The organism is Nonomuraea pusilla (assembly GCF_900109355.1).
Taxonomy (GTDB): domain Bacteria; phylum Actinomycetota; class Actinomycetes; order Streptosporangiales; family Streptosporangiaceae; genus Nonomuraea; species Nonomuraea pusilla.
The window spans coordinates 526,472-549,014 of the sequence record NZ_FOBF01000002.1; the positions used below are offsets into that span (position 1 = coordinate 526,472).

General features: G+C 71.5%; 26 protein-coding genes. 13 read left to right on the forward strand and 13 right to left on the reverse strand.

Going from position 1 to position 22,543, the window contains the following annotated elements:
• Positions 1-78: 78 nt before the first annotated feature.
• Positions 79-642: a TetR/AcrR family transcriptional regulator gene (locus tag BMX74_RS05350; RefSeq protein WP_091098697.1), complete on the reverse strand. Its 564-nt coding sequence runs from the start codon at positions 640-642 to the stop codon at positions 79-81.
• 78 nt (positions 643-720) lie between these two features.
• Between BMX74_RS05350 and BMX74_RS05355 the strand changes: the two genes are divergently transcribed.
• A complete protein-coding gene (locus BMX74_RS05355; protein WP_091098699.1) occupies positions 721-1,992 on the forward strand; it encodes a CynX/NimT family MFS transporter in 1,272 nt (423 codons plus the stop codon).
• A 206-nt stretch (positions 1,993-2,198) separates the two neighbouring features.
• Positions 2,199-3,248: a sensor histidine kinase gene (locus BMX74_RS05360; RefSeq protein ID WP_177227235.1), complete on the forward strand. Its 1,050-nt coding sequence runs from the start codon at positions 2,199-2,201 to the stop codon at positions 3,246-3,248.
• A gap of 18 nt (positions 3,249-3,266) precedes the next feature.
• Here BMX74_RS05360 and BMX74_RS05365 read toward each other — a convergent pair whose 3' ends face one another.
• Both BMX74_RS05365 and BMX74_RS05370 read right to left on the reverse strand, forming a co-directional pair.
• On the reverse strand, positions 3,267-3,971 hold the full coding sequence (locus tag BMX74_RS05365) for a ubiquinone/menaquinone biosynthesis methyltransferase (RefSeq protein ID WP_055501880.1): 705 nt from the start codon (positions 3,969-3,971) through the stop codon (positions 3,267-3,269).
• An 87-nt stretch (positions 3,972-4,058) separates the two neighbouring features.
• The gene (locus BMX74_RS05370) at positions 4,059-4,661 is read right to left on the reverse strand and encodes a TetR/AcrR family transcriptional regulator (protein WP_091098706.1); all 603 of its coding nucleotides are present in this window, start codon (positions 4,659-4,661) and stop codon (positions 4,059-4,061) included.
• A 79-nt stretch (positions 4,662-4,740) separates the two neighbouring features.
• Between BMX74_RS05370 and BMX74_RS05375 the strand changes: the two genes are divergently transcribed.
• The gene (locus tag BMX74_RS05375) at positions 4,741-5,739 is read left to right on the forward strand and encodes an SDR family NAD(P)-dependent oxidoreductase (protein WP_091098708.1); all 999 of its coding nucleotides are present in this window, start codon (positions 4,741-4,743) and stop codon (positions 5,737-5,739) included.
• 39 nt (positions 5,740-5,778) lie between these two features.
• On the opposite strand, the gene BMX74_RS05380 is transcribed toward BMX74_RS05375, so the two are convergent.
• Entirely contained in the window at positions 5,779-6,873 is a 1,095-nt protein-coding gene (locus BMX74_RS05380) for a hypothetical protein (RefSeq protein WP_143078560.1), read from the reverse strand.
• 298 nt (positions 6,874-7,171) lie between these two features.
• Here BMX74_RS05380 and rsgA point away from each other — a divergent pair, with 298 nt between their 5' ends.
• Both rsgA and BMX74_RS05390 read left to right on the forward strand, forming a co-directional pair.
• A complete protein-coding gene (gene rsgA, locus BMX74_RS05385) occupies positions 7,172-8,254 on the forward strand; it encodes a ribosome small subunit-dependent GTPase A (protein ID WP_218153882.1) in 1,083 nt (360 codons plus the stop codon).
• 92 nt (positions 8,255-8,346) lie between these two features.
• Positions 8,347-8,856 (forward strand): GNAT family N-acetyltransferase, encoded by a 510-nt coding sequence (locus tag BMX74_RS05390; RefSeq protein WP_055501885.1) that lies wholly within the window; start codon positions 8,347-8,349, stop codon positions 8,854-8,856.
• Here the strand turns inward: BMX74_RS05390 and BMX74_RS05395 are convergent.
• Genes BMX74_RS05395 through BMX74_RS43855 form a run of 3 tightly spaced genes read right to left on the reverse strand, consistent with a single transcriptional unit; the run spans position 8,832 to position 10,619 of the window.
• The gene (locus BMX74_RS05395; RefSeq protein WP_063791954.1) at positions 8,832-9,794 is read right to left on the reverse strand and encodes an NAD-dependent epimerase/dehydratase family protein; all 963 of its coding nucleotides are present in this window, start codon (positions 9,792-9,794) and stop codon (positions 8,832-8,834) included. The genes BMX74_RS05390 and BMX74_RS05395 overlap by 25 nt on opposite strands.
• On the reverse strand, positions 9,791-10,183 hold the full coding sequence (locus tag BMX74_RS05400; protein WP_055501886.1) for a hypothetical protein: 393 nt from the start codon (positions 10,181-10,183) through the stop codon (positions 9,791-9,793). Before BMX74_RS05400 ends, BMX74_RS05395 begins: the two co-directional genes overlap by 4 nt.
• Position 10,184: 1 nt before the next feature.
• The gene (locus BMX74_RS43855; protein WP_176573288.1) at positions 10,185-10,619 is read right to left on the reverse strand and encodes a DUF6463 family protein; all 435 of its coding nucleotides are present in this window, start codon (positions 10,617-10,619) and stop codon (positions 10,185-10,187) included.
• Positions 10,620-10,687: 68 nt separating this feature from the next.
• Between BMX74_RS43855 and BMX74_RS05410 the strand changes: the two genes are divergently transcribed.
• The gene (locus tag BMX74_RS05410; RefSeq protein ID WP_201784446.1) at positions 10,688-11,230 is read left to right on the forward strand and encodes a TetR/AcrR family transcriptional regulator; all 543 of its coding nucleotides are present in this window, start codon (positions 10,688-10,690) and stop codon (positions 11,228-11,230) included.
• A 46-nt stretch (positions 11,231-11,276) separates the two neighbouring features.
• Here BMX74_RS05410 and BMX74_RS05415 read toward each other — a convergent pair whose 3' ends face one another.
• The gene (locus tag BMX74_RS05415) at positions 11,277-11,711 is read right to left on the reverse strand and encodes a tautomerase family protein (RefSeq protein WP_055501889.1); all 435 of its coding nucleotides are present in this window, start codon (positions 11,709-11,711) and stop codon (positions 11,277-11,279) included.
• A 28-nt stretch (positions 11,712-11,739) separates the two neighbouring features.
• Here BMX74_RS05415 and BMX74_RS43860 point away from each other — a divergent pair, with 28 nt between their 5' ends.
• A complete protein-coding gene (locus BMX74_RS43860; protein ID WP_176573289.1) occupies positions 11,740-11,895 on the forward strand; it encodes a hypothetical protein in 156 nt (51 codons plus the stop codon).
• Positions 11,896-11,927: 32 nt separating this feature from the next.
• Here BMX74_RS43860 and BMX74_RS05425 read toward each other — a convergent pair whose 3' ends face one another.
• The 3 genes from BMX74_RS05425 to BMX74_RS05435 are packed head-to-tail and all read right to left on the reverse strand — an operon-like array spanning position 11,928 to position 14,081.
• A complete protein-coding gene (locus tag BMX74_RS05425) occupies positions 11,928-13,094 on the reverse strand; it encodes an FAD-dependent monooxygenase (protein WP_055501890.1) in 1,167 nt (388 codons plus the stop codon).
• Positions 13,091-13,780: a DUF2867 domain-containing protein gene (locus BMX74_RS05430; RefSeq protein ID WP_176573290.1), complete on the reverse strand. Its 690-nt coding sequence runs from the start codon at positions 13,778-13,780 to the stop codon at positions 13,091-13,093. The genes BMX74_RS05425 and BMX74_RS05430 overlap by 4 nt, the downstream gene beginning before the upstream one ends.
• Positions 13,781-13,793: 13 nt before the next feature.
• Positions 13,794-14,081, reverse strand: a complete 288-nt coding sequence (locus BMX74_RS05435) for an antibiotic biosynthesis monooxygenase family protein (RefSeq protein WP_055501891.1) — start codon at positions 14,079-14,081, stop codon at positions 13,794-13,796.
• Between the two features lie 96 nt (positions 14,082-14,177).
• Between BMX74_RS05435 and BMX74_RS05440 the strand changes: the two genes are divergently transcribed.
• Both BMX74_RS05440 and BMX74_RS05450 read left to right on the forward strand, forming a co-directional pair.
• Positions 14,178-14,738 (forward strand): TetR/AcrR family transcriptional regulator, encoded by a 561-nt coding sequence (locus tag BMX74_RS05440; RefSeq protein WP_091098712.1) that lies wholly within the window; start codon positions 14,178-14,180, stop codon positions 14,736-14,738.
• A 337-nt stretch (positions 14,739-15,075) separates the two neighbouring features.
• Positions 15,076-15,636 carry a hypothetical protein gene (locus BMX74_RS05450; RefSeq protein ID WP_091098716.1) on the forward strand — a complete coding sequence of 187 codons (561 nt, stop codon included), beginning with the start codon at positions 15,076-15,078 and terminating at the stop codon, positions 15,634-15,636.
• Between the two features lie 128 nt (positions 15,637-15,764).
• On the opposite strand, the gene BMX74_RS05455 is transcribed toward BMX74_RS05450, so the two are convergent.
• Complete coding sequence (locus BMX74_RS05455; RefSeq protein ID WP_177227237.1) at positions 15,765-17,171, reverse strand: coiled-coil domain-containing protein; 1,407 nt, start codon at positions 17,169-17,171, stop codon at positions 15,765-15,767.
• A gap of 454 nt (positions 17,172-17,625) precedes the next feature.
• Positions 17,626-19,083, reverse strand: a complete 1,458-nt coding sequence (locus tag BMX74_RS05460; RefSeq protein WP_091098718.1) for an FAD-dependent monooxygenase — start codon at positions 19,081-19,083, stop codon at positions 17,626-17,628.
• 64 nt (positions 19,084-19,147) lie between these two features.
• Between BMX74_RS05460 and BMX74_RS05465 the strand changes: the two genes are divergently transcribed.
• The 4 genes from BMX74_RS05465 (at position 19,148) to BMX74_RS05475 (ending at position 22,397) form a co-directional block, all read left to right on the forward strand.
• On the forward strand, positions 19,148-19,819 hold the full coding sequence (locus BMX74_RS05465) for a TetR/AcrR family transcriptional regulator (RefSeq protein ID WP_055501896.1): 672 nt from the start codon (positions 19,148-19,150) through the stop codon (positions 19,817-19,819).
• Positions 19,820-19,828: 9 nt separating this feature from the next.
• The gene (locus BMX74_RS42850; protein ID WP_177227239.1) at positions 19,829-20,413 is read left to right on the forward strand and encodes a tyrosine-type recombinase/integrase; all 585 of its coding nucleotides are present in this window, start codon (positions 19,829-19,831) and stop codon (positions 20,411-20,413) included.
• Between the two features lie 381 nt (positions 20,414-20,794).
• Positions 20,795-21,055: a hypothetical protein gene (locus BMX74_RS42855; protein WP_143078561.1), complete on the forward strand. Its 261-nt coding sequence runs from the start codon at positions 20,795-20,797 to the stop codon at positions 21,053-21,055.
• A gap of 277 nt (positions 21,056-21,332) precedes the next feature.
• Complete coding sequence (locus BMX74_RS05475; RefSeq protein WP_082534986.1) at positions 21,333-22,397, forward strand: serine hydrolase domain-containing protein; 1,065 nt, start codon at positions 21,333-21,335, stop codon at positions 22,395-22,397.
• The last annotated feature ends 146 nt before the right edge of the window (positions 22,398-22,543 follow it).

A 22,543-nucleotide genomic window follows, 5' to 3' on the forward strand; every position in this document is an offset into this window, starting at 1 on the left:
GGCCCGTTGCCGCGCGGCACGATCACCGCGTGCGCGGGCGCTTCCTGGGGCAGAGGCCCGGACTGGGAAGGTGCCCGATCAGCGGGGACGGAGACCGTCGAGGGCGACCTCGATGTACCGCCTCCAATCGCCCGCAGCGTTGCGGATGACCGCCGCCAGGCCGCAGATGACCATGTTGACGTCGCCGGCCGTCACGTCCTGCCCGACCGTGCCGCGCACCCGCGCCCGGTCGATCAGCTCTGCGACGACGGCGAGCAGCGCCTCGCGGGTCTCTCCCCGCGGCTCGGCCGAGCCCATGACCTTCTCGATCACCTCGGACATGCCACGATCACCCGTCAGCACCTCCCCCACGTGGTGCAGGAACCCGGCCAAGCCCTGAGCCGGATCGTCGGTGTCGGCGAGCCGGCGGGCGGTGGCGACGATCTCGGCGGCCCGGTGCTCGGCGATGGCCTCGATCAGGGCCTCCCGGGTCGGGAACTTGCGGTAGAGGGTGCCGATGCCGACGTCCGCCGCCCGGGCGACCTCCGACATCTGCACGTCGTGACCGAACTCGGCGAACAGCGCGCGAGCCGCCTCCAGGACACGATCTCGATTGCGCTCGGCGTCGGTACGCGTCTTGCGGCGGGTCTGCGGAGTTGACATCCCAAACGATCCTCTGCCTAGACTTCGATTGCGGAATCCGGATTCCACATTCCGTATTATGCATGAGAGGTCGGCACCATGTCGAAGGAGCGTTTCATCCTGTTCTCACTCCCTCCAAAGCGGCCGACGGGGCGTTCCCACCGGGCGCTACTGGTGTGGGGGTTGCTGGTGGTGGCGGCGAACCTCCGGCCGAGTCTGACCGGCGTGGGGCCGCTGCTGGATCGCGTGCAGGCCGAACTGGAGTTGGCCCCGGCCGTGGCCGGTCTGCTGAGCACGCTGCCCCTGCTGGCGTTCGCGGTGATGTCTCCGGTGGTTCCGCGGCTGGCGGCGCAGTGGGGACCCGAGCGGCTCCTCTGGGCCGCGCTCGTGGTGCTGACGCTCGGGATCGCGGTCCGGTGGGCACCGGCAGCAATCGGTCTGTTCTCGGGCACCGTGCTGATCGGGGCGGGAATCGCCGTGGGCAACGTCCTGCTGCCGAGCCTGATCAAGCGCGACTTCCCTACCAGAGTGGGACTGCTGACCAGCGCGTACGCCACGGTGATGGGGGCTGTCGCCGCGGTGGCTTCCGGGGTGGCGGTGCCGATCAGCCAGGTCGCCCCCGGCGGTTGGCACACCGCGCTGGGGTGCTGGATCGTGCTCGCGCTGGTGGCTGTCGTGCTGTGGCTCCCGCAACTGCGGACGTCGCGGCCCGCCTCGGAGGCGATCCGCAGGCACCGGTTGCCGTGGGGATCAGCGCTGGCGTGGGCGGTCACGGCGTTCATGGGACTGCAGTCGCTGGGCTTCTACGTCGTCGTCACATGGTTGCCTCAGGTGCTTCAGGACAGCGGAGTGAGCGCGGCCGCGGCGGGATGGCTGCTGTTTCTGTTCCAGGCGGTCGCGGTGCTGACCAGCCTGGCAGTGCCCGCCGCGCTGCGGTGGGCGCGTGACCAGCGCGCGGTGGCGACGGTGAGCTCCGTCGTTCTGCTCGCCGGCTACCTTGGGCTTCTGGCGGCGCCGGGATGGGCGTTGCTGTGGAGCGTTGTCCTCGGGCTGGGCGGCGGAGCGTGCCTGGTCCTCGCTCTGGCCTTCCTCAGCCTGCGCGCCCAGGACGCGACCGTGGCGGGCGCGTTGTCAGCGATGGCGCAATCGATCGGTTACCTCCTGGCCGCCGCAGGGCCGGTGATCTTCGGGCTGCTGCACACCGTCGGTTCCGGCTGGCAGGTACCCATCATCCTGATGTGCGTCGCCGCCGCCGGCCAGGTGATCGTCGCGATGGTGGCCGGCAGGGGCACGGTGGCGTCATCCGACGGCCAGGCACCCGAGCGCGCCCCCTCGCCGGCACCGGATCGCGCTCCTTCGCCTGGGCAATGACCCCGGCGCATCGAGCAGCAGCCCCGACGCCGCAAGCTGATCTTCCTGGCCTTCCCGGTGTCGCCGTGGCAGATCTCGCGCACCAGGCGGTGCCGAGACTCCTGCACGCTCGGCTGCTTGCCCAGGATGCGACGGGAGCTGGAATCGATCCATCTCCCCCCGCCGGGGGAGGGCACTTCTGGAGGCGTCGGCTAACGTCGGTCCACGTGAAACGCCGTCTCGCCCAGGCCGTGCGGGCCGGGGTCTACCAGCTGCTGGGCGCCGCGCTGCTGGCTCCGGTCGCTGCCGGGCTCGGCCTGCTGATCCTCGCGGAGCTGACACCGGGACGCGTGCTGGTGCTGTGGGCCGCGTGCCTGCCCGCCTCGGTGCTGCTCGCGATGATGCCGCTGACGCGCCGCCTGGAGGTGACCGCGCTGTCGGAGCTGCTCGACGTCGACGTGCCCGAGCGCGGTGACCGCCTCTACCTGGTGGTCCTGACCAGCCTGCACCTGTACGTCGGCGCGACGCTCAGCGCGGTGGTGCTGGCGCTGTCTCCCGGGCTGCTCCCGCGGGCGTGGCGCGCGGCGCCCGGCGAGGTGGCCGAGGTGCTGCTGCTCGCCGCCGTCACGCTGGCCGCGATGGTCGCCACGGGTTTCGGCCAGCGCTGGGTCGCGCGCCGGCTGCTGCGCTCCGAGCCGTCCCGCCTGATCGACGAGCTCGGCCGCCGCCAGTCACTCGCCCTGGAACTGCACGACTCCGTCGGCCACGCCCTCAGCGTCGTCCTGGTGCAGGCCATGGCGGCCGAGGCGGCGCTGCGGCGCGCCGCCCCCGCGCTCGCCGCGCAGTCGCTCGGCCACCTGACCACCACCGCCCGCAACGCCCAGCAGGAGCTCGACGTGCTGCTCGGCGTGCTCGACGACGGCATGGCGGGCGAGGCGCCCACCTTGGAGGCGCTCGGCGCGCTCACCCAGGGTCTCGACGTCCGGGTGAGCGTCGACCCCCTCGGCAAGGTACCTCCCGCGACCTCGCAGGCCGCCTTCGCGATCGCCAGGGAGGCGCTCACCAACGCCCTGCGCCACGGGCACGGCGCGGTCACGCTCGGCGTCGCCGTCGGCACCGACCTGACCCTGACCGTGGAGAACGCGACCCTGGGCAGGCCCGGGGAGCCGGGGCGCGGCCTGACCGGCATGCGCATGCGGGCCCGGCTCGCAGGCGGGACGTGCGCCTGGGAGGAGGCGGGCGGGACGTGGCGGGTCCGGGCGAGCCTGCCGCTGTGATCCGGGTCGTCCGACGACCTACCGCTTCTCCGCGGAGATGATCATGTGGGTGCCGAGGAACCTCTTCCTCCACGCGACGGAGCTGAAGCCGACCCGGCGGAGGATCTCGGAGACCTCCTGCGGAGTCATGAAGCCGAGCGTCGATTCCTGCAGGTAGGCGTACGACTGCCGGTCGCGGGCGACCACCTGGCCGAGGAGGGGGATCACGACCCGGACCCCCAGCTCCACCGGGTGGCGGAGCGGTCCGCGCGGCGGGCAGGTCTCCAGCATGACGACCCGGCCTCCTGGTCTGAGCACCCGGTACTGCTCTTCGAGCACGTGCTCGACGTTCTCCACGTTCCGCAGGAGATAGCCGTGGGTGACGGCGTCGAAGGACTCGTCGCCGAAGGGCAGGTCGTTGGCGTCCGCCTGCTGCCACCTGATGGCGGAGGCCCCCGGTTTGCCCGCCGCCGCAGCCAGCATCCGCTCGGAGAAGTCGACGGCGTGGACGGTCGAGTTGGGATATCTCTCCCGCGCGGCGAGGGCGATGACGCCGGTGCCGGTGGCGATGTCGAGCATGCTGCCACCTGGCGGCACCTCCGCGCCCGCCGCGACCTCCCGGCACCAGGCGGCATGCCGTCCCAACGTCATGAGGCGGTTCATCAGGTCGTAGTAGCCGGTGATCCTGTCGAACGTCCGCTGGATCTCCTGGCCCTTGGACGACGGCGTTCCCTGTGCTGGCATCTGTGCTGCTCCTCGGTCATCTGCCATTGTGGCCGGGGCGTCGCCGGCGTTCTTCCCCCGTCCGGGGGATCTCTGGCCGGCGCGTGGTCAGCCGACGCCTCGCGCCACCAGGGCCAGGGCCCGGCGCATGGCGTCGCGTACCTCGTCGGGGCCGTCGCCGCGTTGCAGCGCGGTCAGCGCGGACGCGCTGACCGCGCCCACCATCGCGCCGACCAGGGCGGAGGCGGTGATCGTGTCGAGCCTGTCGGGGAACGCCCGCTGCAGGGCCCGGGCCAGCTCGGCCTGCGCGGTGAGGTAGCGCTGCAGCAGCCGAGCCTGCAGCGCGGGCACCGAGGCGGCCAGCCGCGCCCGAAGCACCGCGAGCCCGTCGGCCAGGTCGTGGTCCCAGGTGTCGGCGATCATCTGCTCCATCGCCCGCGTCAACAGCTCGGGCAGCCGTTCCCCGGGGCCGCGCTCGGCGATCGTCTGCAGCGCCAGGTCGACGCGCACGTCGGCGTTGGCCAGCAGCACGTCCTCCTTGGTCTGGAAGTGGAGGAAGAAGGTGCGCGGGGAGACCTCGGCGGCGTCGGCGATCTCGGCCACGGTCACCTGGTCGTAGCCCTTGTCCTCGAACAGCCGCACCGCCGCCTCGATCAGCGCCTGCCGGGTGCGCTGCTTCTTGCGCTCGCGCAGTCCTTGCTTCTCCGCCACATGGGAGATCTTATTGCATCTTCTGAATTGATGCATACTGTGAATCGCTACACGGACTGCAGCGAGTTGGAGGTCATCTATGGGAAGTCTGGACGGGCGCGTCGTCCTCATCACCGGAGCAGGTCGCGGCATCGGACGTGAGGAGGCGTTGTTCTTCGCCGCCGAGGGCGCCAAGGTCGTCGTCAACGACCCCGGCGTCGCCGTCGACGGCACGGGCGGCGACGCCGGCGTAGCCGCGAAGGTCGTCGAGGAGATCACTGCGCGCGGCGGACAGGCGGTGGCCAACACCGACAGCGTCGCCGACTGGGACGGCGCCCGCAGGATGGTGGAGACGGCCCTGGAGTCCTTCGGCGACCTGCACGTCGTGGTCAACAACGCGACCATCGAACGGAACAGGGGCCTGATCGACCTGCCGGAGGAGGACTTCGACGACGTCGTGGCCGTCAAGCTCAAGGGCACCTTCGCGGTGACGCGCTGGGCGGCCCGCCACTGGCGCGACCGGTACGAGGCGGGGGCCCGCACCGACCGTGCCGTGGTCAACACCTCCTCCGGCTCCGGCCTGCTCAACCCGCTGCCCGCGCAGGCGTCCTACGCGGCGGGCAACGCCGGGGTCGCGGCGCTGACCATCGTGGCCGCCCTCGAACTCGGCCGGTACGGCGTGCGGGTCAACTGCCTCTCGCCCTCGATGGCCCGTACCCGCCTCACCCTCGCCGTCCCCGGCATGACCGAGGAACCGCCGGCGGGCCGGTTCGACCCGCTGCACCCGGCCGCCTGCGCGCCCGTGGCCGCCTACCTGGCCGGCGCGGCCTGCCCGCTCACCGGCCAGGTGCTCTCGGTCCGGGGCGGGACGGTCGCCGTCAACCACGGCTGGTCCCTGGGCGGCCACATCCGGAAGGACGGGCTGTGGAGCGTGGCGGAACTGGCCGAGCAGGTGCGGGAGCTGCCGACGGCCGATCCGTTCGACAAGCTCGCCCAGGCCCTGACCGGCGCGCTCGGCGCCGTCGGGCGCGACCGGCTGCAGGAGATGGTCAACGCGTTGCTGGACCAGGGACGCCCGCCGGGCGACGCCGCCACCTGACGCGACGGCACGCGCCCCGGCCAGGGCCGCCAAGGCGTGTCAGGGCCGGACGTCGTCTCCCACAGGACATGGACCTCGGGATCCTTCCGACGCGGCCCGGCGGCGCAGCCAGTAGGCCAGGACGGCCGTGGCGAGCAGCGCACCCCACAGCGGGTACGGCCAGAGCAGCAGCGCGCCGGGCCGGCCGCGCAGGACGGAGTCGACCACGAGCCCCGGCGAGGCCAGGCAGCAGATCCCCGCGACCGCCCCTCCGGCGATGACCGGCAGCCGTACCGGGACGGGACGCCCGTGGACGATCGGCACCCAGCGCGGGAACACCTCGCCCCACCTGCTGATCAGCCCGAGGGTCAGCACGGCGCCCGCCAGCGCGGCGAACGCGAGAAGCAGCCCCTGGAGCCGCGTGTCGGCCCTGAGCGGCCCGGTGGCGTCGGAGTCGGTGGGCCACGGGGTCAGCCAGGTCAGCCGGTACAGCGCGTACGGAAGCGGGCACAGCGCCGCCCCGATCGTGGCGACACGCCCCCACCTGCCGGCGGACTCGGGCCTGATCCAGCGCGGCGGCTCGCCCGTCCTGAACGCCCTCATCGCGATCACCGCCCACACCGCGCAGGCCGTGGCGTTGGCCAGCGTCCAGCCGAGCCGTCCACCGAAGGAGGCGAAGTCCCTCGCGATGTTGCCCAGGTAGCGTCCCACCAGGCTCAGCGCGCCGAACCCGGTGATCGCGTCCGCCACCCCCAGAACGGCCAGCGCGGCGATGCCCACCAGGCCGAACGCTCTCCCTCGCGCGGCCGCCATGACCACGACGCCGAGCATGGCCACGGGTCCCAGGATCGCCAGGCCGTAGGCGAAGAGGGACATGATGCCGGCGTCGGAGAGCACCACGCCGAAGAACAGCAGCTCGGCGACCGCGCCGGCACGCACGAGCGGCCCCGGCCCGAAGATCACCGCCAGGCCCACGACTCCCGCGGCCACGGTCACGGGGCCGGTCACGTCGTGCTCGAGCAGGTGTGTGAGTGACACTTTGACGCGGTCGGCCGCGCCGAACGGGTAACTCGCGGGACTCGTCCACCACAAGATCCCCACGGCGGTCACGGCGATCGACAGGAGCGCACCCAATATCCGGATGTTTCTGGTCATGTGGCTCACGCTAGGAACGCGCGGCCGCCGTCACCTCCCTCTCCCGAGGGAGGGCGGGCGGCTGCTTGCGGGGAACGGGTTCTGCTGCTACGTTCCGATCGGAGACACGTTCGTGGTGACAGGAACTCGAAGAGGGAGGTGAGGTTGAATGACCGTCGTGGTGATGGCCGCCATCTGCGGCACTCGGTCCATCCTCACGTCCCCGGGCCTTGGCTGACCTTCCGACAGGAGCCTCCCCGGTGCGGGTGCGGCATGTCGCATTCGCCAGGGCCTCTTTTCTGCAAAGGGTTCCAATCCGTTGTCCTTCCATCATTCCGTCGGTGACGGCCTGTCCGCGTACGGCTGGGACGCAGGGCTCGAAGAGTCCTTCGCCTCCCACCGCTCCGCGGGGCTGATCCCCGCCCGGGTGGCCGGCGTCGACCGCGGCGCCTGCGACGTCATCACCGAAACCGGCCCGCTCCGGGCCCGCCTGTCGCTCCCGGAAGCGGCGGACCCGATCTCGTCTCCCTGCACCGGCGACTGGGCGGCCCTGGCCCCCGGCCACTCCCCCGCGCTGGTCGCGGTGCTGCCACGACGCGGCGTCATCGTCCGGTCGGCGGCGTCGCGCTCCTCGCACGGCCAGGCGCTGGCCGCGAACGTCGACACGGCGGTCCTCGCCGTCCCGCTCGCGGGTGAGCTGAATCCCGGCCGGATCGAGCGGCTGCTCGCGCTGGCATGGGAGAGCGGCGCCGTGCCGGTGATAGCGCTGACCAAGGCCGACCGCTCGGCCGATCCCGGGCAGGCGGTGACCGACGTCGCGGAGCTCGCCCCGGGCGTGGAGATCGTCCCCACCAGCGCCGCCACCGGCGAGGGCATCGACGTGCTCAGAGCGGCGCTCACCGGCACCGTCGTCCTGCTCGGCCCCTCCGGGGCGGGCAAGTCCACGCTGGGCAACGCGCTGCTGGGAACCGAGACCCTGCGTACGGGCGACGTCCGCGCGCAGGACGGCAAGGGCCGCCACACGACGGTCCGCCGTCAGTTGGTCCCGCTCCCCGGCGGCGGCGTGCTGATCGACACCCCCGGGTTGCGCGGCATCGGGCTCCTGGACGCCGACGAGGGCCTGCGGCAGGTCTTCGCCGACGTCGAGGAGCTGGCCGGACAGTGCCGTTTCCGCGACTGCGGCCACCACTCAGAGCCAGGCTGCGCCGTCCAGGCCGCCCTCGCCTCGGGCGAGCTCAGCGAACGCCGTCTCGCCAGCTATCGCAAACTCCAGCGCGAGAACGACTGGGCGACCTCACGCAACGACGCGCGCCTGCGTGCCCAGCACGACGACCGCAAGAAGACGATCACGCGCTCGCTCCGCGAGACGTACGCCTTCCGGGACCGGCAGCGCCGGTCGTGACCCCCGGCGCGGGCCGTGGGGCCACCATGCCTCCCGGCCCGCGCACCGTCCACGAAGCTTCACACCACCACACTGACGAAAGGCGACCCATCATGTCGTCCACCTGGATCACCCGGCCCGAGACGCCGCAGGACATCCCGCTGATCCGCGAAGTCGCGCTCGGCGCGTTCCCCACGCCGCTGGAGGCCGACCTCATCGAGGCGCTCCGCGTCGATCCGGCCTGGTCGCCCGACCTGTCCATCGTCGCCCAGACGGCGGACGGCACCGTGGCCGGGTACGCGCTGCTCACGCGCTGTCACGTCGGCGACGCTCCGGCCCTGGCCCTCGGCCCGTGCGCCGTCCTGCCGCGCCACCAGAGGACGGGGGCCGGCTCGGCCGCCATCCGCGCCGGCCTCCGGGCCGCCCGCGACAAGGGCGAGAACCTCGTCCTCGTGCTCGGCCACGCCGACTACTACCCGCGTTTCGGCTTCACCCGGGCCTCGGCCTACGGGATCCGTCCCGGCTTCGAGGTGCCGGACGAGGCGATGATGGCGCTCGTCTTCGACGAGAGCGTCCCGGTGCCCTCGGGCACCATCGTCTATCCGGCGCCGTTCGGCGTCTGACGTCCATCGGGCCTGTCCAGGGGATCTCCTCCTGGGCAGGCCAGCCCTTCCCGGTAGGAGGGGTAGGCGGGCGTCCAGCCGAGCTCGTTCCTGGCCAGGTCGGTGCTCAGCCGTAGCCGGGTGCCCACCATGAGGGCGTGCAGGTACGGCGTGACGCGCAGCAGCCCGCCGGGCACCGTCAGCGGGACGGGACCGCCGGCCGCTCTCGCCAGCGCCTTGACGTACTGGTCGAACCGCACCGGATGGTCGTCGGCGATGTTGTAGGCCCGGCCTGGCGTGCCGCGTTCCAGCGCCGCGACGGTGGCGGCGGCCGCGTCCTCGATGTGGATCAGCGAGACGGTGCCCGCCGGGCGGGGGACGGGAAGCATGCGCTTCCTGGCCATCTCCATCAGGTGCGCCGTGGTCGGTTCCGGGCCGTAGAACATGCCGTAGCGCAGGGAGATGCCGCCGATCGCGAAGACCTGCTCCTCGTTGGCGCGCATGGAGCGCATGTGCGGGTCGAAGGCGCCCTGGCCGGGTTCCGCGAAGGGACGGTCCTCGGTCACCGGGGTCTCGCCGTGGTCGCGGTAGCCGTACCCGAGGAAGAACGACTGGGTGAGGAACCTGCGGGCCCCGACGAGCCCGGCGGCCTCGACGAGGTGCGCGGTGCCGCGCTCGCGCAGGGCGTCGGTGGCGTACAGGGCGCGGTGGAAGAGCGGCAGGCCGGTGATCGCGGTGGCCTGGTGCACGACCGCGTCCGCCCGCAGGCCGTCGATCGCGGTCAGGAGCGCGTCGCGGTCCATCACGTCCGCGACCACGGGGGCGGCGCCCGCGTCGGCGAGCCGCCGGGCGCCGGCGGCGGATCTCGTGATGCCGCACACCTGGTGTCCGGCGGCGAGCAGCCGGCGGACCAGGATCGAGCCGAGGGTGCCGGTCGCGCCGGCGAGCAGCACGTTCACGGCTCCACCTCCTGACGGGCCCGGCGGGCGGACAGCACGCGCAGCCTGGCCGCGAGCCCGGCCGCCCCCACCAGGGAGAACGCCAGCAGCAGCCAGGGGTCGGAGGCGCGACCGCCGAGGTCGAGGTCGGTCGCGTGGTTGACCGCGTGGAAGGTGTTCGTGAACACGAACCCCGCCAGCACCAGGGTGACGACGTCGCGCCAGCGCAGCGCGCACACCAGCATCAGCCCGATGCCGATCTGGAACACCCCGGCGTCGTGCAGGAAGTGCACATGGTTCGGCCAGCCGGCCCAGGCGGCGAACCCGGCCGGGTCGATTCGCGCCCACCCGCCGGTGACCAGCATCGACGCCGCGGTCAGCACGAGGACGGTCCTGATGAGGTGGTTCATGTCAGGCCCCGGCGCTCTCGTCGGCCTTGACGGGCTCGCGGGCGGCCAGAAGGGCCAGCACGCCGATGGCCAGGACCGGCCAGCCGCCCGTGACGGGGAAGTAGAGGACGCACAGCGGCGCGCCGATGCCCACCAGGTACCAGCCGAGCTGGGCGGGCAGCCGGCCGGTCGTACGGACGAGATGCCGGGAGAGGGTGCCCAGGGCGAGGAGGGCGACGCCTGCGGCGAGGAACCAGACGCTGGCCTCGCGGGCGAAGTAGTCGTCGGGCTCGATGTCGACGAGGGCGCGGACGAAGCCGTCGCTCGCGATGGCGGCCCAGGCGTTGGGCTGGGCGAACGCCCACACGAAGTGCACCAGGGCGATGGCGATGATCAGTCGGGGAACCCAGCGGGTCAGCGTGCCCCCAGCCTTGCCGGCCGATGGTCGTGTTCTCATGCCGCCGACCATACCGTACCTTATGGTATGTCCCGGAGGAGGGGCATACCGTCTGGTACGGTATGGGAATGGCGTCCAAGCGTGAATGGCTGGAGGCCGGGCTCGCCATCGCGACCCGGGACGGCATCCGAGCACTGACGATCGAGCGGCTGTGCGCCGGCCTCGGCCTCACCAAGGGCTCCTTCTACCACCACTTCAAGGGCATCCGCGGCTACAAGTCCGACCTGCTCGCGCACATCGAGGCCGAGCACACCGGCCGCCTCATCGACGGCGCCGAGGCCGCCGGCGCGGACGGACACGACAAGATCCAGCGCCTCCTCGACCTGGTGCTGGAGGCCCACACGGCCAGCCGAGACCTGGAGGCGGCCGTCCGCGCCTGGGCCCGCCAGGACGACGACGTCCGCGCGTTCCAGGAACGCGTCGACCGCACGCGCATCGACTACCTGCGCGCCCTGTGGCTGGAACTCGGCGGCAGGCCGGACGAGGCCGAGGCCATGGCCATGCTCCTCTACCTGATCCTCGTCGGCGCGCAGCAGGTCGTCCCGCCCGTGCCGGCCGAGGACCTGCGCGGCGTCTACGCCCTGGCGCTGCGCTCCGCCTCCCCCCGCTGACGGCCTCCGGCCCGGCGGTGCACGGCACGCGGTCCGAGCCGGGGGCCTAACCGGTGGTCACCATGGCCACGATGTCCTCAATGCGCACGATCTTCCCGCCCGCTCCCCAGTTGCCCTCCGGGACCTCGTTGATGTGGATCCACGCGGCGGTGGCCTGGGTGAACCGTCCCGGGTCCGCGTCGGCGTCCGCCAGCACCCGCGTGACGCGCCGTACGATGTCGTGGCGTTTGTCGTCGTTCATCGAACCGGCCGGGACCCCCACGCGCACCACGTATTTCGGCTTCTCTCCGGCGGGAAGCCGTCGGCCGCCCACGAACCAGGCGTCGACCTCGTTCACCACCAGCCATGAGATGGACCTCGCCGCCTCGGTGTCCGGGGCGCCCTCGGCGATCATCACCTCCGACACCAGTTGCTCGCCGATCTTCTCGCGGTGCTCCTGGTCGAGCGAGCCCTTGGGGACGAACAGCTCTACGAACGGCATAAGTGAGTCCTTTCATTGAAGGCAGTCCTTGGAACGCGTCCGCGAGTGGTGGACGCCGCTGATCGTGCGGGACATCCACCTCGGCCTGCACCGGTTCGACGACATCGCGGAGAACCTCGGCATCGTGGAGCGACAGCGGGGAGTTGCGGCATGTTCACCAGCGCGTGCCAGGACCGAGATCTGACTGCTGAGCGGATGCTCTCTTGGTGGGCCTGATCACGCGGGGCAGGGCGGGCGCCAGTCAAGGGTTCGGACGGTCGCGTTCAGATAGGTGCTCGCTGGTAGCAGGGAAGCCAGCGTGTCGCGTACGGCCGCTGCGACGGGGTTGCGTAGTTGGATGATGCGTCCGACCTGAGCCGAGGCCCGCACCACCTGCTGCGCCCGTGGCCGTCTTGCCCGGTCGTACCGCGTGAGCCCCTCCTCGACGTCACCCGAGGGCCTCAGGAACGCCGCCAAGGTGACGGCGTCCTCCAGCGCCTGCGCCGCGCCCTGTCCGAGGTCGGGTGTCAGGGCGTGCGCCGCGTCGCCCAGCAGGGCCACCCGGCCCGAGACGTAGGAGTCCAGAGGGTTGACCAGGAAGTGGACATCATTCCTGATCAGGGCGTCGTGAGGGGTGGCTGCGAGGAGTTCGGGGATGGGCCGGTGCCAGCTCGCGTACCGGGACGCCAGTTGGGCCAGGGTGTAGCCCGCGCCGGTGCCTTCGGGGCAGGACTGGGTCGCGTACCAATAGACACGTCCATCAGCGAGTGGAATCACACCGAAGCGCCGTCCGCGCCCCCAGCTCTCGGTGACGGACTGGGACATCTGGGCGGGAGTGCGGTCGGCGGGGACGATGCCGCGCCAGGTGACGTAGCCGGCGTAGACGGGCCCCGGATGAGCGGGGAACAGCAGCCGGCGCAGCTTGCTGCGGATGCCGTCCGCCCCCACGACCAGGTCGGCGGTCAGCCGCCCGGGGCCCTCCGGCCCGTCGAAGGCCAGCGTGTTCGTCTCCGGCAGGCCGGTGACCGTGTGACCCAGCCGGACGTCGACGCCTTCGAGCGCGCCGATCAGCAGGTCATGGAGATCGGCTCGGTGCAGGGCGAAGGCCGGAACGCCCATGCGGTGCTCCAGTTCCTCGACCTTCGCTCGCATGAGCCAGCGTCCCGACGGTACTCGCAGCCCAGCCGCTCCCTGAGCCATTCCCCTGGCACGGAGCTCCGCGCCCAGCCCGAGCGCGTCCAGTGCGCGCACCGCGTTGGGCGCCAGGGTGATGCCGGAGCCCAGTGGCCGGAACGACGGCGCACGTTCCAGCAGCGTCACCTGCCAGCCGTTACGGCGCAGCCCGACAGCGGTCGCGAGACCGCCGATGCCGCCGCCGACGACGAGCGCGGACGAGGAAGTCACAACCATGCCCCTTCCGAGAGAGTTCCTGACTCGTCTTCGCGCTGGCGGCGCCGTTCTGGGTGGCCGGGGTGTCCGGCGGGAACCTCCCAGGACTCCCGACGGACCTGCCGGTCGCGCCAGGCCTGCTCCCATCTGCGGGTCATGGCCGGGTAGACGATGAGGTGGCGGAACGGCTTGATGAAGGCCATGTAGGCCTTGCCGAACAGGCCGTTGGGCTTGACCAGGGCCGCCATGCGCAGCTCGTACTCGCCGTTGCCGACCGGCACCCACCCCAGGTGGCAGATGGTGTGGACGGTCTTGTTGGCCAGTTCCTGGGCGCATTCATCGGCGACTTCATAGACCGGTGTGAACGGGATGTTGGGATCCTTCACACCGGGGGTCCGCCGCAGATCATCCGGTAGGCGGTCGCGCAGGGAACGGACTCGCCCGCCGAGGCCGGTGTCGGGCTCGTCCCAGCCGAGCAGCGCGCCCAGTCTCCAGCGAACCGCGAACAGGAACCGGACCGACCGGGTCTGGTACTGCGGTGCGGTGCGGGAACGTAGCGCGGCCAGCATCAGCGGGAAGTCATCCGGGCCGGCGCCGGGCGTGCGGAAGGCCCACACATCCTCTGTGCGGAAGTCCGATGCGATCTCGTGGATCCGCCACGGCCGCGCGGTGTGCTCGGCGACGGGGATCCTCAGTGACATGCCGGCCGCCCCGTCACCGCGACACCAGGAAGTGGACCTGGCGGGGCCTGACTTCCAGGTCGCTCAAGCCGTCAGGCGTCGCGCCCAGTTCGCGGGCGATGCCGGCCGCCGCCCGGAAAGCCTCCTCGGATTCGAACGCGCCAGTGGTCACGACGGCGTCTCCGTCTGCGGTGGCCCAGACGTCGACGGACAGGAAGCCCGGCTGGGTCCGCGACGCCTCGGCGACCTGGTGGCAGCGGCCGAGGAATTCCTCGACGTGCTCGGGCGCGGGGTAGTGGAAGGCGACGAAGCCGAATGGCATGACGGTGTCCTCTGCTGGTTGTACGGTATCGTATAACTGACGTTAGACCTGTTATACGGCGGCGTACAACCTGCTGAGAGGTGAGGTAGGCCACACATGGGCACCATGCGCACCCCGCGTGAGAAGTGGATCGAGGAGGGGTTGCGGACGCTGGGCGCGGCCGGCGTGGACGCGGTCCGAGTCGAAGCGTTGGCCAAGACGCTGGGGGTGACCAAGGGTGGGTTCTACGGCTACTTCACCGACCGCGCCGCACTCCTGGAGGCGATGCTCGACACCTGGGAGCGCGAAAGCACCGACGAGGTCCTCGACCAGGTCGAACGCCAGGGAGGCGACCCCCGCACCAAGGTCAGGCTGGCCGGCCGGCTCACGCTCTCCGAGCGGCTGCTGCCGATCGATCTGGCGGTGCGGGACTGGGCCCGCCGCGATGAGGCCGTCGCCGAACGGCTGCGGCGCGTGGACAACCGGCGCATGGACCTGCTGCGCGAACAGATCAGCACTTTCTGTACCGACCCCGACGAGGTCGAAGCCCGCAGCCTGCTCGCCTTCTGCCTGAGCATCGGCCACCACTTCCTGGCCGCCGAGCATGACGGCCGCACTCCCGCCCAGGTTCGCGCCCGCGCCAGCGACATCATCCTCAAGGACCCCCACCAGTCCTGAGAAGGACGGGACGCCTGGCCGTGCCGGCGTGAGCGGCCGGGCGTGAGGACCCGTTCACGCCTGGGAGCTCTCCCTTGGCGGGCCTGCCACGGCGTCAAGCCCGGCGATGATCGGCTCGGTCTCGGCCTCCCACCGCTTCAATGCGGCCTCGACCAGGGCCCGCCGTTCGGCGAGCTGCCAGCAGAAACTCCCCCTTGCACACCCGGTCGCCCGCTCCCCCGGCGACGGCCGCCGGCGCGCCGGCGCCGCCCAGCCGTCCGCATTCGACCACCCCACCCGACCACCTTCCATACGCCACCGTATAGTCGGACCATACGCAACCGTATGGAGGCTTCCTATGCCGGGCAATCCCCCTCTCACCGACCGGCTCATGCCGTTCCCCGACGCCACCGAACGCCACTCGATCCTGATCCCCGCCTCCCGCGATCAGGTCTGGCACGCGATCAAGCACCCGAACCCCACGGACGTCCGCCTCGCCAAGCCGCTGTTCGCCATCCGCGACCTGGCCTCCCGCCTGCGCAACGGCCACGCGCAGCTCGATCTGCCGAGCTTCACCACGCTCGCCGAGGACCCGGGCCGTGAGGTGGTGGACGGCGTGATCGGCCAGTGGTGGCGGCTGGGCCGGGCCGAGAACGTCTCTTCGGTCACCGACCTCGACGGCTTCCTCGCCTTCGACCGTCCCGGCTTCGCCAAGGCCACGTTCAGCTTCCTCCTGGACGACGCCGGCGACGGCGGCATCCGCCTCATCACCGAGACCCGCATCCAGGCGACCAGCCCGGAGGCGCGGCAGGCGTTCCTGCGGTACTGGCTGCTGATCCGGCTCGGCAGCGGTTTCGTCCGGCGGGTCATGCTCTCGGCCATCCGTGCCCGCGCGCTCAAGACCCCCTTGCGCCCATGACCTGTCGCACTACGCGCTGAGCAGCGGCGGCCGGGGATCGAGGGGCTCCGTTCTCGGGCGAGTGGCCGGTCCACCTCCCCGGATCTCCCCCGAGGCCGGCCAGGCAGATGGTGTGAGGACCCCCTGCGTCAACCGTCCCTGGAGGCGCGCAGCTCCGCGGCCACCGCGCGTTCCCGCAGCTGCGCGGCTTCAGCCCGGGCCGCCTCCAGCTCCGCGCGGACGTCCTCCAGCCGCATCCGCTCCAGCCGCAGCTCCCCCAGCAGCCGGTCGCGTTCCTTGACCGCCGCGTCGGCCCGTAACTTCTCGCGCGCGGACGTCTTCCGCTCCCGTCCCAGCGCCGCCGACGCCTCCTCCTGGGCCGCCACCAGCTTCCCCGCCAGTTCCTCGGCCTGCGCTCTGGCCTGGGTCGCGTCGTTGAGGGCGACCGCCCGGTCGCGTTCGGCGTCCGCGGCGGCCCGCTCCGCCCGCACGGCGCGTTCCACAGCACGGTCCCGCTCCTGGCCGGCGGCCTCCTCCCGGGCCCGTGCCGCCGCGAGTTCCCGCTCGGCCCGCTCCCGCTCCCGGACGGCGCCCGCGGCCTCCTCGCGAGCGGCGTCGCTGTCCGCCTGCGCCCGTTCGGCCTCCTTCCTCGCCTGTACGGCCTCCTTCCTCGCCTCGTCCACGCGCCTCCCCGCCAGGTCCTGAGCCTCGGCGACCTGCCTGGCCGCGCGTTCCTCCGCCTCCGTCACCCGCCGGTCGGCCCGCGCCCCGGCCTCCGCGACCTGCCGTTCGGCCTCCGTCCGCGCCCCGGTGACCTCTTCCTCGGCCTTCGCCCGGGCCTCCGCGACGCGCCGCTCCGCCTCCTCCCGGGCTGCGGCGATCTGCGCCTCGGCGAGTTCGACCCGTTCTGCCAGCTCCCTGACCGCCTGGTCCCGTGCCTCCGCGGCCGTCCGCGCCTGCTGGGCGGCCTCCTCGGCCCTGCGTTCCGCCAGCTCGGCACGCCGCGCGGCCTCCTCCGCCGCCTGCAACGCCTGGCGTTCGGTGCTGGCCGCCTCGCGCAACGCGGCAAGTGCCTGCTCGCGTGCCCGCTCGGCGTCGCTCAGCGCCGTGTCGCGTTCGGCCTCGGCCTCCTCCTTGCGCTCCCGCATCTCGGCGGCCTGCCTCCGGGCGTGCTCGGTCGCCTCCCTGGCGAGCCGTACCTGCTCGAACGCCTGCTCCCGTTCCGTACGCGCGATGGCGATGCGGGTGTGCGCCTCCGCCTGGACGGCACTCAGCTTCGCCTCCACCCCCGCCGGGCTCAGCTCCTCGGCGAGCGCCTTGGCCAGCGGCTCGATCGCGGCCGACAGGCCGGCCTCCATCCGCTCGTACAGCTGCTCGGCCCTCGTGAGCGCCCCTTCCAGCCCCGGGGTGGCACGGCGCAGCTCCCGCTCCCGCTTCGCCGCCGCCTGACAGTTCTTCTCCGGGCAGTACTCCTTGGGCCGCCCCCGCCCACGCCGCTGCTCGATCGCGGCGCCGCAGTGCTTACAAACCGTCACGATGTTGATCTCCGTCGTCACGGCGGCAGCCTAGCATTTTCGATTTTCCGGAAATACAAAACCAGAAAATAAGATCCGTTGCGCATCGGGCGAAACCGGCGAACGTGCGAGAAGGCGGGATTCCTGCAAGTTTCGTCCGCCGTATCGGCGCGGGACGAGGACATCGATGCGGGCCAGGGGGGTGTAGCCGCGGACCTGTCACGGTCTTGAGCCCCAGGGCAGTCGTGCCGCCGGAGGTCGGCGTCTCTCGCGTCGTCGTTCTTCCGGGACACGCCAGTGGAGAACCGGGGGCGAGCAGCAACCGAACGGCCAGTGGCGGTAGCGAGTCGTCGGCACCTGGGGTTACCGCCACTGGCCGTTCTGATGCGGGTGGCACCGGGCGGGCAGGCATTCCGTCCCACCGCCTGGCACACCGAAATCTTAGAAGCGGCGACTCATGCCCCTCCGTTCATCGGCGACACCCAGGTGGAAGGCGTCACGGGGCTGCCGTCGCCGCTCCAGTCCAGTTCAGCAGCGCCTGCTGCTCGGCCTCGATCGGCCCCGCCCAGGCGAGGTGCCCGTCCGGCCGGACGAGTAGCGCCTCGGCCTCCTCCAGGTCGGGCGAGGGCTGCCAGGCCGTGGCGGTGACCGTCTCCACGCGGTCGTCCCGGCCGGACGCGCCAGCCTGCCTCCCCGTATGGACGAGCAGGAATCGTCCGCCGTGCAGCAATTGGTACAGGCGCTCGACCCCGGGCCGCTCCGCGACGCTGATCGGCAGGTCGGGTACCCGGGCCCCGGCCGGGGAGCCGTCGCCGTAGTGGGTGCCGATCGCCGAGACCGACGCGGCCAGGTTGCGGTTGACCTCCCCGATGCCCAGGAGGCCGTCGAGCATGCCGCGCAGCGCCATGACCGGCCGGCGGTACCGCGGCACCAGCGTCAGTTCCATCAGCAGCGTCTGCACCTCGGTGTTGGCGGTGACGGCCGCGCCGACCGGCCGGCGCTCGGCGTCGTAGGAGTCCAGCAGCCCTTCCGGGGCCCAGCCTTTGACCTGGGCGGCGAGCTTCCAGCCCAGGTTCATGGCGTCCTGCAGACCGGTGTTGAGGCCCTGTCCCGCCGCCGGGAAGTGGATGTGGGCCGCGTCGCCCGCCACCAGCAGCCGGCCCTGCCGGTACCGCCCGGCCAGGCGGGTCGCGTTCCCGAACCGCGACAACCAGTGCGGCTCGGCGACGTCGAAGTCCGTGCCGGCGATGTTCGTCAGGGCTTGCCGGAACTCCTCGTACGTCAGGGGCCGGTTGGAGGGCACCCGCATGCGTTCGGGATCGATGACCACGAACCGGGTCAGCCCGCCCTCCAGCGGCACGGCCAGCACGCCGTGGGCCGCAGCCGAGTGCGCGGCGTCCGGACCGGTGACGGCGAAGTCGCCGAGCATGCCGGACAGCGTCTCGTCGGTGCCGTCGAAGGGGATGCCCGCCGCCTGCCGGACGATACTGCGTCCACCGTCGCAGCCCACGACGTACGAGGCGCGTAGCGTCTCTCCCCGGGCCGTCTCGACGACGACGCCGTCCGGCTCCTGCCGCACGGCGGTGACCTGACAGCCGCGGACGATCTCGGCGCCCAGCTCGCGGGCGCGGGCGTCGAGTAGTTCCTCGGTACGGGCCTGCTCCAGGAACAGGGTGTAGCCGTGCCGGGTGTCCAGGGCGGTGAAGTCGAGGCGGGTGTTCAGGCCCGCGAAGTGCCACCCGGGCAGGGTGCGGCCGCGCGCCAGGAAACGGTCGGCGATGCCGCGCAGGTCCATCACCTCGATGCTGCGCGGGTGCAGCGTCAGCGCCCGCGACTGGCTGGTGGGCGCCTCGTTTCGTTCGAGCACGCGGACCCCCACGCCCGCCAGTGCCAGCTCCGCGGCCAGCAGCAGCCCGGTGGGGCCGGCTCCCACCACGATCACGTCGGTGTGCACGGTTCGTGTCCCTCCTATTAAATGAACATCGTTCATAAAATCGAGGTGACTAGTATCACTGGGCATGGGACCCACGTCAACCTCCCCGTCCGCCCAGCGCTCCCGAGGCCGCCCCCGCAAGATGGCCGTGCCGGAGGCGGTCGCCACCGCCCTGCGCCTGGTGGACGAGGACGGGCTCGACTCGCTGACCATGCGCCGCCTGGCCGCGGCCCTCGACGTCCAGGTGGGCACGCTCTACCGGCACTTCGCCACCAAGCAGACGCTGCTCGCCGCCATGGCCGAGGAGATGCTCGCGGGCTGCGCCGGCCCGCTGCCCGACGGGCTCACCTGGCGCGAACAGATCACCGAACTGGCCGGGCGGCTGCGTACGGCGTTGCTGCGTCACCGCGACGGCGCACGCGTCTACGCGGGCACCCACTCCGTCGGCCCCAACACGCTGAGCTACACCGACACCCTCGTGGGCGTGCTGCGTGAGACATGCCTGAGCCCTGAGGCGGCCACCCGTACGGCACTCACCATCGTCCACTTCGTCATCGGCCACACGCTGGAGGAACAGGCCGCCCAGGCTCTCGCCGAGTCCGACTTGCCCGCCACGCTGACGCTCCTGCACGCGGCCCTCGACCCGGATGTCTACCCCCACCTGGCAGCCGCCGAGGCCACGCTGACCAGCACCGACTTCGTCGGCCACTTCACCCACGGCCTCAACTTGATCGTCAAAGGACTGGCGGGTGACTGACGCCGCTCGATGAACCGGCCCTGCCCTGGACCCGCAGCGTCGCCTTCGCCGTCAGCAGGTGTCCCGCCGGCTGCGAGGTCAGATCGGCCTGCGAGGAGCCCGAGTGCAGAAATCGGCGGTAGCGATGATCACATCGCGCTGCGCGCCCTGACCGCCGAGTTCGGCGAGCAGGCCCCGCTGGCCGAGCTCGGCGATCCGCTGCGCCGCATCCGCCGTGCCCGCTCCCCCGACCGCACCCCCGCCCTGTCCCCCGCCGAGGTCGAGCAACTGCTCACCCTGCCGCGCCCTGCCCTGCGCGAGCGCACCCTGTACCGGCCGCCGTACGAGAGCGCCGCCCGCGCCCAGGAGGTCCTGGCCCTCGACGTCACCGACCTGGACCTGCGCAACCGCCGCGCCCGGGTCCGGCGCAGGGGCGGCACCGTCGACCTCATCGTCTGGCGCACCGCCTGCCCGGCGGGCCGTGGACGCCGCACCAGCAGCGTGCTCACCCACGCCGCCGAAGACGGCGCGAACCTCCACGCTGCCGGCCTACTCCGGCCACACCTCGATCACCTCTCTGGCGCGCTACGCCCCGCGTCTCTCCTGAGGCCCTGACCCGGTGGCAGGAGGGCCGCGATCCGGGTCCGGGGCGTGGCCGAGGTGGCGTTGCAGGCTGATCAGCAGCGAGGCGGCGCCGAGGACGGCTCACCGAGGGCGGTGATGCCGTGCCCGTGGCAGGCGGGGCTGTGGTTGCTGTGGAAGGGGTCCAGCCAAGGTGAGCCCAAAAGCCGCAATACGTGATCGTTAAGCGTCTTCCGGGCTGGTCAGCGGCCTGCTGAGGACTCGTCGGAGTCGCTGGGGCGGTGAGCGGCCCGGTGCGGCGATCATTAGATACCGCTTCGTTCCCTGATGTGCTTTCTGCCCTTTCGGCTCCGACTGGAGGTGATGTCGCGCTTGGGCATCCGGGGGCGAGGAACGCGGGGACAGCCATTGACGGTGAGCTGGATCGTGGTGCGGATGGTCACCACGACCTGTGTGGAAACACTGAAGATCGTGTTATCGCGCCGGACTGTCCGCCAATGTCCGGGCCGAAAAGCTGACTCGACACTGTTGGTCGTGCACCGCCCTGACCCGCTTGAACAGTCCGTACCGCCAACGACCGCGCCGCTGTTCCTCGGCCCCGAGGTCGCCGCGATGGCCGGCCACATCCGCGCCTGCGAGCTCTGCGGCGACGACCCCGAGATCACCCAGGGCTGAAGGAGTTCTCACATCGTGAGACCCAGGGCCATCAGCGGGTTGTGGAAGTCGTCGAGTGCCCAAAAGGCCGAGGTTGGCCAGAAGGCCAGCCAGGCGTCCTTCCCAAGTCGGAGATCGTCGGTGTGGAATCAGGGTTTCCCTAGGGGACGACTCCGATGCCGCACCGACCTCTCGTACCGGATCTTGATACGGCGGAGGCCGAGAGCCGGACTCCGTGAATCGGAGGAGCAACGTGAAGGGAAGACGCACCAGCGCGGCCGTCGTGGCGTGCTTGACCGTGTCGCTGCTGGCAACGCCTGCCGTGACCGCCACCGCGGCGGCAGACGCGAGCCCGAGCGGTCGGCCGGGTTTGCAGGCGCTGCTGGACAAGATCGTCGCAGGCGGTGCGGTCGCCGCGATCGCCGAGGTTCGCGACGGGGACAAGACCTGGCGAGCCGCCAGCGGCAAGGCGAAGATGAACAATGCCCAGCCGGCCCCGGTGGACGGGCGCTTCCGGGCCGGGAGCGTGACGAAGTCGTTCACGGCGACCGTGGTGCTTCAACTGGTGGGAGAGGGAAAGCTGCACCTGTCCGACAGTGTGGAGCAGTGGCTGCCGGAGCTCGTGGACGGGGGCGCCGACATCACGATCAGGCACCTCCTCCAGAACACCAGCGGCCTTCCCGAGTACTCGACGGGCATGATGGACGAGGCGGGCATCCCCAAGGAGCGCTACCGCACCTGGTCGGCACGCGAACTGGTGGAAAGAGCGGAAAAGCTGCCGCGCGACTTCCCACCCGGGTCCGCGTACAAGTACTCCAACACCAACTACATCGTGCTCGGCATGCTGATCGAGAGGGTCACCGGTAGGCCGTACGCGACAGAGATCAGGGAGCGGATCCTGCGGCCGCTCGGCCTGCGGCACACCCGCCTGCCGGGAGCCTCGCCGGAGGTGTACGGCCCGCACGCCCACGCATATGTGCCGGTCACCAGGGGTGGCAAGGTCGTCCCCGTTGACGTCACACGGTTCAATCCCACGATGGCCGGTGCGGCGGGCGAGATCATCTCCACCACCGGGGACATCAACCGGTTCTACCGCGCCCTGTTCCAGGGCAAGCTGCTCCGCCCTGATCTGCTGAAGGAGATGAAGGATCCCGGCACCACCGGGGGGTATGGGCTGGGGCTGGAGCTGGCGCCTCTTCCCTGCGGCACTGCGTTCGGCCACGGCGGCGGCGCCCCGGGCTACCTCACGGTGGCGTTCAACTCAGCGGATGGTTCGCGACAGGTCGCATTGTCGATCACCCCGTTCTCCGGCGACCCTCATCAGGCGGCCATGGCCCTGCTGACCTCTGCGCTGTGCCCTTAGAGAGCTTTAAGAGGTTGCGCGGATAGGTGCTCCTGACGCGCCCCGGGGTGATGAGCGCCGCTGCTAGTCTGATCGGCATGTCAGGCGCATCGTGCTCGGCCGCTTGTGCGGCAGTGACCAGGACGTCCCGCTAGCGGCGGGACGTC

Coding starts and splice junctions, on each gene's coding strand:
- BMX74_RS05350 (WP_091098697.1), bottom strand. CDS start 642: ATGTCAACTCCGCAGACCCGCCGCAAGACGCGTACCGACGCCGAGCGC.
- BMX74_RS05355 (WP_091098699.1), top strand. CDS start 721: ATGTCGAAGGAGCGTTTCATCCTGTTCTCACTCCCTCCAAAGCGGCCG.
- BMX74_RS05365 (WP_055501880.1), bottom strand. CDS start 3,971: ATGCCAGCACAGGGAACGCCGTCGTCCAAGGGCCAGGAGATCCAGCGG.
- BMX74_RS05375 (WP_091098708.1), top strand. CDS start 4,741: ATGGGAAGTCTGGACGGGCGCGTCGTCCTCATCACCGGAGCAGGTCGC.
- BMX74_RS05380 (WP_143078560.1), bottom strand. CDS start 6,873: ATGACCAGAAACATCCGGATATTGGGTGCGCTCCTGTCGATCGCCGTG.
- BMX74_RS05390 (WP_055501885.1), top strand. CDS start 8,347: ATGTCGTCCACCTGGATCACCCGGCCCGAGACGCCGCAGGACATCCCG.
- BMX74_RS05400 (WP_055501886.1), bottom strand. CDS start 10,183: ATGAACCACCTCATCAGGACCGTCCTCGTGCTGACCGCGGCGTCGATG.
- BMX74_RS43855 (WP_176573288.1), bottom strand. CDS start 10,619: ATGAGAACACGACCATCGGCCGGCAAGGCTGGGGGCACGCTGACCCGC.
- BMX74_RS05410 (WP_201784446.1), top strand. CDS start 10,688: ATGGCGTCCAAGCGTGAATGGCTGGAGGCCGGGCTCGCCATCGCGACC.
- BMX74_RS05415 (WP_055501889.1), bottom strand. CDS start 11,711: ATGCCGTTCGTAGAGCTGTTCGTCCCCAAGGGCTCGCTCGACCAGGAG.
- BMX74_RS05430 (WP_176573290.1), bottom strand. CDS start 13,780: ATGTCACTGAGGATCCCCGTCGCCGAGCACACCGCGCGGCCGTGGCGG.
- BMX74_RS05435 (WP_055501891.1), bottom strand. CDS start 14,081: ATGCCATTCGGCTTCGTCGCCTTCCACTACCCCGCGCCCGAGCACGTC.
- BMX74_RS05440 (WP_091098712.1), top strand. CDS start 14,178: ATGGGCACCATGCGCACCCCGCGTGAGAAGTGGATCGAGGAGGGGTTG.
- BMX74_RS05450 (WP_091098716.1), top strand. CDS start 15,076: ATGCCGGGCAATCCCCCTCTCACCGACCGGCTCATGCCGTTCCCCGAC.
- BMX74_RS05465 (WP_055501896.1), top strand. CDS start 19,148: ATGGGACCCACGTCAACCTCCCCGTCCGCCCAGCGCTCCCGAGGCCGC.
- BMX74_RS42850 (WP_177227239.1), top strand. CDS start 19,829: ATGAACCGGCCCTGCCCTGGACCCGCAGCGTCGCCTTCGCCGTCAGCA.